7 protein-coding genes are annotated in these 8,141 nt (G+C 42.3%); 3 read left to right on the forward strand and 4 right to left on the reverse strand.

Annotated elements, in window-relative coordinates:
- Positions 1–1,122 (reverse strand): PAS domain S-box protein (locus tag AB7U21_RS08560; RefSeq protein ID WP_428388311.1); only part of this gene is annotated, 1,122 nt, incomplete at its 3' end.
- 192 nt (positions 1,123–1,314) lie between these two features.
- On the opposite strand from AB7U21_RS08560, the gene AB7U21_RS08565 reads away from it, so the two are divergent.
- Positions 1,315–1,725, forward strand: a complete 411-nt coding sequence (locus AB7U21_RS08565; protein ID WP_333786398.1) for a thioredoxin family protein — start codon at positions 1,315–1,317, stop codon at positions 1,723–1,725.
- 16 nt (positions 1,726–1,741) lie between these two features.
- Here AB7U21_RS08565 and AB7U21_RS08570 read toward each other — a convergent pair whose 3' ends face one another.
- Entirely contained in the window at positions 1,742–2,410 is a 669-nt protein-coding gene (locus tag AB7U21_RS08570; protein ID WP_333786399.1) for a 2,3-bisphosphoglycerate-dependent phosphoglycerate mutase, read from the reverse strand.
- Positions 2,411–2,574: 164 nt separating this feature from the next.
- Here AB7U21_RS08570 and AB7U21_RS08575 point away from each other — a divergent pair, with 164 nt between their 5' ends.
- Complete coding sequence (locus tag AB7U21_RS08575; RefSeq protein ID WP_333786400.1) at positions 2,575–3,345, forward strand: protease inhibitor I42 family protein; 771 nt, start codon at positions 2,575–2,577, stop codon at positions 3,343–3,345.
- 62 nt (positions 3,346–3,407) lie between these two features.
- Here AB7U21_RS08575 and AB7U21_RS08580 read toward each other — a convergent pair whose 3' ends face one another.
- Positions 3,408–5,045, reverse strand: coding sequence for a PAS domain-containing sensor histidine kinase (locus AB7U21_RS08580; protein ID WP_428388315.1), 1,638 nt, complete (start codon positions 5,043–5,045; stop codon positions 3,408–3,410).
- A 289-nt stretch (positions 5,046–5,334) separates the two neighbouring features.
- Here AB7U21_RS08580 and AB7U21_RS08585 point away from each other — a divergent pair, with 289 nt between their 5' ends.
- Positions 5,335–7,296 carry a DUF2341 domain-containing protein gene (locus AB7U21_RS08585; protein WP_428388317.1) on the forward strand — a complete coding sequence of 654 codons (1,962 nt, stop codon included), beginning with the start codon at positions 5,335–5,337 and terminating at the stop codon, positions 7,294–7,296.
- A gap of 21 nt (positions 7,297–7,317) precedes the next feature.
- Here AB7U21_RS08585 and AB7U21_RS08590 read toward each other — a convergent pair.
- On the reverse strand, positions 7,318–8,141 hold an 824-nt coding region (locus tag AB7U21_RS08590; RefSeq protein ID WP_428388319.1), incomplete at its 5' end, for an AMP-binding protein.

Raw genomic sequence — 8,141 nt, forward strand, 5'->3', positions numbered from 1 at the left:
TGTGCTGACTTCAATATCCAGTATGTTACCGTTCTTAGTACGGTGTTTTGTTTCGAAACGGTCCTTTCCTGATTTAATGACCTTGCATATGTGAGCGGCTGTTTGTTCATAGCTCTCATTTACTTCCAGGTCTGAAATGTGCATGCCAAGTAGTTCTTCCCGCGTATAGCCACTGAGCGTGCAGTATGTTTCGTTCGTTTCAAGGATGATCCCATCGAAGTTTATGTACAGATAACCATCTAAAGCTGTACTAGTAATGTCCCTGTATAGTTCTTCATTAGCTTGTAATGTATTTTCTGCCCTTCTGGCTGCTGAAATATGCATACCAAAAATGGCCAGTCTCTCTACTTTTCCATCTTTGTCGAATATTGGATATATGGAATTTAGCACAGCATATCCGTCACGTTCATCTTCAAAATGTATTGGCCTGCCTTCTGCTATTACCTTACATACCATTTTCCTGCGATTTTCCGCAACTTCAGGAGCCAAAAAATCATATGCGTTCTTTCCTTTGAACGTTTCTAGATTTGTCTTCAGGCGACGAGCTGCAACTTCATTGGCATCAAGGACAATGCCTGAGATGTCGATAAGGATTATAGATTCGGTAGAAGAATGCAGGATGGACCTTAAGTCCTTTCCACTTTCCTCCAGCAGGCTAATAGCCTGTGTAAGTTCAGTAACATCCTGTATCACCCCGATGATCCCGGCTGTTTTTCCGGATGTATCGTTATAAGTGGCTTTATGGAAGATCACCTCTTTTTTTGATCCGTCAGACAGCGCGACTTGCCATTCATATATCTGTTTACCAGGCGTTTCAAAAAGTTCCCTGTCCATGCTGTCATATTTTTCTGCAAATTCTTTTGGCCAGGTATCGGGCACAGTATTACCAATTATTTCTTCTCTGGTCTTCCCTATGAACTGTTCAAATGCCTTATTGCAGCCGAGGTATTTCCCGCACACGTCTTTGTAGAATACAGGCAAAGGGATCGTATCCAGGAAAACTGTTAAGAACTCTGATCGGTTTTTCAGTTCAGTACCTGTATATGTATCTCCTAGGACAGTCCTGCAGCTTTCAAGCAGCGAGAGTTCGTATTGCATCCATGACCTTGCTTTATGATCCATAGGTTTTCCCGGTCTATCTTTCGTATTATGGATAGTTCCCCCTCAGGAGCAACCATATATCTTAAGACCAAGCCTTTCAGGAAATATAAATATATCTCCATATATACCATATATTCTGATTGATTACCCTTCCGCTATACTTGAGGGGTATATTATGAGGAATACTTATTAATATCATCAGGATCAAAAAAAGTGTGGGGGAGTGATATTATAACAAATGGTGACATTATAGAGCTTAATGATTCTAACTGGGAAGAAATGCTGGCAAACCAGGAAAAACCTATGGTGGTCATGTTTTATCTTCCTGCATGTTCTCATTGTAAGCAGATAGAACCATATTTCCGGGAGTATGCCGCAGAGTTCAGGAATTCCTGTACTTTCATCAGGATGAACGGTATGGATAGTCCGGTGACAGCCATGAGGTACGGTGTAAGATCAGCTCCTACGTTCAAGTTCTTCTGCAAAGGAAAAGCCATCAAGGAAGCAGTTGGATTGGTTTATCCTTCGCTGCTTAAAAGCGCCATAAAGGAACTTATTGAACATGGCGATGAATGTGTACTGCATAGTACTCCGATGCCCGATGAGATATCACCCTATGAGTGATAGCAGATGTTGATCTTCATCTACTTCTTTTAGTGAATTTACCCATTTTGTGATCGTATATTACTGGATCTCCTGTATTCAGCTCAAATTTTGGAATATCTTCGTCGGATATGTTCTCTATATACTTGACCACTGAGCGCAGACTATTTCCATGGGCGACTACTATCACATTTTTCTTTTTTTCAAGGAAAGGCAGTATATTATCCTTAAAATATGGTATTGTCCGTTCATATGTATCTTTCAGACTTTCACCATTTGGAGGTGAGATATCAAAACTTCGCCTCCAGATAAAGACCTGTTCCTCTCCGTAAACCTCACGGGCCTGTTGTTTGTTCTGTCCCTGCAGTTTTCCATAATACCGTTCATTCAATGCTTCACTGGAATATATGGGCATCTCGCTTTCATCTACGCGCATGGGATGAAGGGACCATTCATCCCCTTTTCCATCATCATGCAGGAAAATGCCTGTCTTTTTCTGGTATGATAATATCAGCATCAATGTAGTCTGAGCTCGTGTGAGCTTTGATGTGAAAGCAACGTCAAATTCAAAAGACTGAAGATATTTTGCACAGTCCATCGCTTCCATGATCCCTTTTTCGCTCAGAGGAACATCTACCCAGCCCGCGAACCTGTTCTCCAGGTTCCAGCGTGATTCTCCATGTCTGACAAGCACAAGAACACTCATTCCATTTCACCCATAATTGATTGACAGACCTCTGATTTAAACATATTCATACGACTGTGAAAATGAAGTTCACAAGATCAATGAATATAAGTTCCAGATCATTCGCAGCTTAAACAAGGGATTTATAGGTACGAGCCAATCTCTATGAATAAGGAAGTGAGAGCATGACAACAAATGATCGATGGATCATAATCCACACTTCATTAATGCTGGTTTTGGTTTCCACTATGGCTTTATCCGGATGTGTGGATCCCCCGGCACAGAATATGCTTACAGGTAACATATCCTTTGAAGGGCAGAATATCTCATTCTCCAATGCAACAGCATACGTGACAATTAAAGATGCAAGTATTGCAGATACTGCATCCAGGGTGGTAGCTGAGCAGACCATTCAAGGTCTTTCCATCACCCAAGGAACAAACAGCACATTCCGGTATGCAGTTCCGACAAGTAAATTGGAACAAGGCAAAGAATATTCACTGTCAGTGCACGTCGATGTAGATGGCAATGGGAATATCTCACAGGCAGATTACATTACAACTCAGCACTACCCACTGGTATCAGGTTCAAAGACCTTGGATGCAGTGGTGCAGAAAGTCTCAGGAGATGGAACAATGTTTAAAATATTTACTGGGGAACAAAGTGGCTCTTCAGTGGATCTGAAGGCAGGAGAGCTTGTTACAATAAGACTGGAAGAAAACCCAACCACAGGTTATTCATGGAACATGAGTTTTACAAAGGGTCTGGAATTAATAAAGGACGAATTCTTTTCATCCGCAGGGACCGGACTTGTCGGAGCTGGCGGGGTCCATGAATGGACTGTCAAGGCTAACAGTACAGGACAGTATAATGTTTCCGGAATTTACAAAAGACCATGGGAGGGTATCACAGGAGATGAGGATACTTTCAATTTGACATTGAATATAAGTTCATGAAAAGGAACGATAATAAATAAGTGTAACCTGCAGCATATTAACATCAGCAGGTTCGCTTTCCTTTATTGCAGCAGAGGAAGTGTGAACGTAAAAGTGCTGCCTTTGTCGATATCGCTTTCCACCCACACTCTGCCGCCCTGCATATGGACGAACTCTTTTACAAGTGCAAGCCCCAGGCCAGTTCCTTCTTTTGGAATATCTCCATGGGATTTTAGTTGCACAAAGGACTTGAACAGCTTCTGCTGCTCACTTTCTGCGATCCCTTTTCCGCTGTCTTGTACAGAAACGACCAATTCATCATCTTTCACTCTGCATGTGACGGTTATAATTCCTCCGCCGGGAGTGAACTTTATCGCATTGCTCAGCAGGTTAAGCAGGATTTGTTTGAACTTTCCGCGGTCTGCCCAGACATCACCAATCTCTGGGTCGACACAGGTTTCAATACTTATATTCTTTTTCAATGCAAGTGGGTAGACCGACATTTTGGTTTCATTGATTTCCTGGGCCACGGAAAAATTTTCATAATAGGTCAGCATCTTTCCTGATTCCATCTTTGAAAGGTCCAGGATGTTATTGATCAATTCCAGCAGGTTCTTTCCGCTATTCAGGATGTTAAGGATAAATCTCTCCTGTTCTGTTGTCAGGTCTCCATTTTCCCTGGTGAGTATGAGTTCAGAAAATCCTATTATAGAGTTTAAAGGTGTTCTTAGTTCATGACTTATACCAGCAAAGAATTCGCTCTTTGCACTATTTGTTTCTTCAGCTAACTTTTTTGCTTCTATGAGAACTTTTTCTGCTTCTTTTATTTCAGTTATATCAGCGAATGTCACTGCAAACTGTCCTTTCTGAGATGAGAATACTGAGATGTCAAAGTACTTTTTGAGAGGGGGTGAATATTTGGTTAAACGGATCGGTTCCATCTCATGAGCAACCTTTCCGTATATTTCAACAAAACCTGTACTTTCAATGCCTGGAAGAACATCAGTAACCTTTTTTCCAATAATATCAGCGGCCTTAAGTCCGGTAATTTTTTCAAAAGCCGGATTCACTTCCAAAAAAACGTAGTCTGTAGGTCTGCCATTCTCATCTGTTATTATCTGATGCAAGGCAAAAGCATTAATGGAATTTTTGAAGATGTTGCTGTATTTCTTTTCGTTCTCAATGGCCAGAGCTTCAGCCTTTCTCCGGATCATATTCTCATTCTTTAGCAGTGTATTTGCCTCAAAGAGTTCCCTGGTACGTTCCTCTACCCTATATTCGAGGCTCTTGCGGCTTTTCTCCAGTTCTTCTTCGATCTGCTTTTCCCTTGTTATGTTACGGAGATGTTCCACCACGTATTGGATATTTCCATTCTCATCAAGCACAGGATATGCTCGTACATCGAACCACATACCAAAATGATCGATATATTTTTGGACACGTGCAGGACTTTTTGTCTGGTATGTTTCTGAAGTAGCACAATTTTCACAAGGCTTCTCAAGGCCAATAAGTTCATAGCATTTTTTTCCGCATACTTCAGAATGGTCTTTTTGCAGCAGTGTGTACCCAGCCTGATTATAACAGATGATCGTATGCTCATGGCCTTGAATACCGATCACGTCAGGTATGCTATCTATTATCTTTTCAAGTTCCGGAGTACTCATATAGCTCTTATATCCATTACCCATTGGCTGGGTCTTTGAAAAATCCTCAGATATCATTATAATTCCTTGTTTCCCGCACCCTCCGGGAAAGATGTTATTATATTCATTCTGAATCCGGTAGCAAGGTGTATCTTAAAGTAATTATTAGCGATTATACTTATATAATGATATATTGCGTATATATATTATTCTATATAAACTATGTGCGCACAAAAAGTCTGGATCAAAAGTAATCTATTTAATAAGTGATGATCTTATTTTACAATAGGAGCTACAAATTCCTCTTAGCTCTGTTCACATGTCTTTTCGTGTTCAGAAGAAAGCCAATGTTCAAAAGGTGAATGAAATGATGGCAAGATCACTCATAAAATTATTATATTTGTTTACTGTACTCCTGCTTACGGCAGGATCTGTTCAGGCGTTGACAGGAGACGGTGGAGGAGAGTGGAACTACAGTTCCACCCTGTATGCCCAAGATAACTCCGGCGTGGACCTTTCCGGATATCAGATAAATATCTTACTTGACGGTTCTAACTTTGATTTTACCAAAGCCGATCCTCAGGGCAAAGATATAAGGTTCGAATCTGCCGGAAAACAGCTTAGTCACTGGACAGAGAGCTGGGACCAGGCTGCTGCAACAGCATCGATCTGGGTGAAAGTTCCATCGATCAAAGCTAAAAGCGAGTCCGAAATAAAGATGTATTATGGGAATCCTCTGGCAGAGGATGTGAGCAACGGTGCTTCTACTTTTGAACTTTTTGATGATTTCGGTAATTCCCGTCTTGAATTCACCAAATGGGAATCTCAGACCAACGGAGGAGGCCAGCTTGGATTCAGTTCAGGTGTGTGCAACCTTATCGTTCCTGCAAAGCATCCGAACGGTTTTTCTGTGATCAAGTCAAAGAAAGACTTTCCGATCAATTCAAGTCTTGTCGTAAAAAGAAAAAAAGTGTCCACTGGTGAAGATACCAGAGGTCCTGTCCTGCAACAGGGTTTTGTGGACCCTCAAAGTGAGACAAAGAACTGGATACTCCTGCAGACAGAACAGAACAATGAAGCTTTTGTCACATGGACCATGAAGAATTACAAAGCCAATCTCAGATATAATCCCTGGGACCTGTCTGATGTGAATGTTCAGAATAATGTCTGGTACATCTCTGAAACAGCCTGGTATCAGGAAGGCGAAGAGATCAATAAAGTGGCATGGTTCAAGAATGGGGTAAGGGATCCAAGAATGGATGTTGTTTCAACTGAGGAGAAACCTTACGTTCCTGGAACTAAAATGAAAGTGTTCCTGAAATCCAATACTTATGTCGAGGGTTCACCCAACACTGGATATATGTCTATAGACTATCTTTTCGTCCGTAAGTATATTCCACATGAGCCAACTATAAGTTTCTCAGCGATACAAACTGAAGAGCAGCCTGCAGAGATCATTGAAGAGATCAAGACCCCTGAATTGGTCCTTCCCGAAGGAAAAGTGTTGTCTGTAAGGTATTTTGATGTGGAGGAATATGATGATACCATCCTCAGCCGGTTCAATGCAACAGGTGTGAATATGGTTTTCCTGAGGACTACAGGAGATTCGATCTGGAAATCTGAAAGGTTCATCAAGACTGCACATGAAAATGACATAAAGGTGTATGCTATGCTGTTTATTCCTGAAGGGACCAATGCCACATCAGGAAAAGACCAGCTGCTATCTACTGTGAACGCTATCCTGGATTATAACACAAAGTCCCTGTCGGATTTTGATGGTATAGATATTACACTAGATCCATGTACAGAGGACACTGAACAGGCATGCCAGGATAATATGTTGCTCCTTGAAGAAGTAAGGAAAACGACAACTGACAGGATACCTCTGGCAGTGGATATGCCTGCATCTTATGATATGGCAGACTTCACCAAGTTTTCAGATAACGTGGACCTCTTTGTGTTCCTTGCCTACGATGCTGAGGACCAGCTCGATTCCACCAATGCCGTTGCAGATGCTCTGGCTCCGAAGATGGGAGAGGCAAGGGGTGCCGATAGCAAAGCAATGATAGATCTGATGGTCTCTCATCTGCCTGCCGAAAATGCCACCACATCCGAACTCGTAGGAAGTCTCTATGATTACTACAGCAATGATCCTGCCTTTACAGGTATTGTCATGACGCTAGAGAGCGATTACTCTCAGATGGTCCCCATGCCCGAAGAAGGGTCAGCACAAGAAGAACCGGAAAGTAAGGGTATTCCAGGGTTTGACATTTTGTCTGTGGTCTTGGGATTTGCCTTTATGTCCCACTTAAAAAAGGCAAAAAGATAAAAAACAAAGTGAAAAAGAGGCTTAAGCCTCTTCTCCTTTTTTATTTTCTATTAGCTGCACTGCAAGTTCCCTGAGCTTGAACTTCTGGACCTTGCCGCTTGCTGTAAGGGGGTATTCCTTGACAAAGAATATATGCTTTGGAACTTTGTACCTGGCGATCTTGGTGCGGGCATAGTCCTGTATGTCCTCTTCCGTAAGTTGTGCTCCGTCGTTGAGCATGATAAAAGCACCTACTATCTCCCCGTATTTTGTGTCAGGGATTCCCACTACCTGTGCATCCTTCACGCCGTCGATCGTATACAGGAACTCCTCTATCTCCCTTGGATAGATATTCTCACCACCGCGGATGATCATATCCTTTATGCGGCCCGTGATCCGGTAGTAGCCATTCTCATCACATGTGCCCAGATCTCCGCTATGCAGCCAGCCATTTTTATCGATCGCTTTTTTTGTTTCTTCAGGCATTTTATAGTAGCCTTTCATCACATTATAGCCGCGGCAGCATATCTCTCCGATGGTATTCGGAGGCAGCGGCTCATATGTTTCCGGGTCCAGCACTGCGGCTTCCACATGAGGGAACACTGTCCCTACAGTCGCCACTCTCAGTTCAATTGGATCATCGGTTGTGGTCTGGGTAATTCCGGGAGACGATTCCGTCAGACCATACACAATTGTAATTTCCTTGCAGTTCATTTCATTTATTACCCTTTTCATGGAGTCAATAGGGCAGGTTGAACCAGCCATTATTCCCGTACGCAAGGAAGAAAGATCGAACATCTTGAACATCGGATGAGTGTATTCGGCGATGAACATCGTGGGAACTCCATACAAAGCCGTACATTTTT

The sequence above is a fragment of the Methanomethylovorans sp. genome (assembly GCF_050177135.1).
Classification (GTDB): domain Archaea; phylum Halobacteriota; class Methanosarcinia; order Methanosarcinales; family Methanosarcinaceae; genus Methanomethylovorans.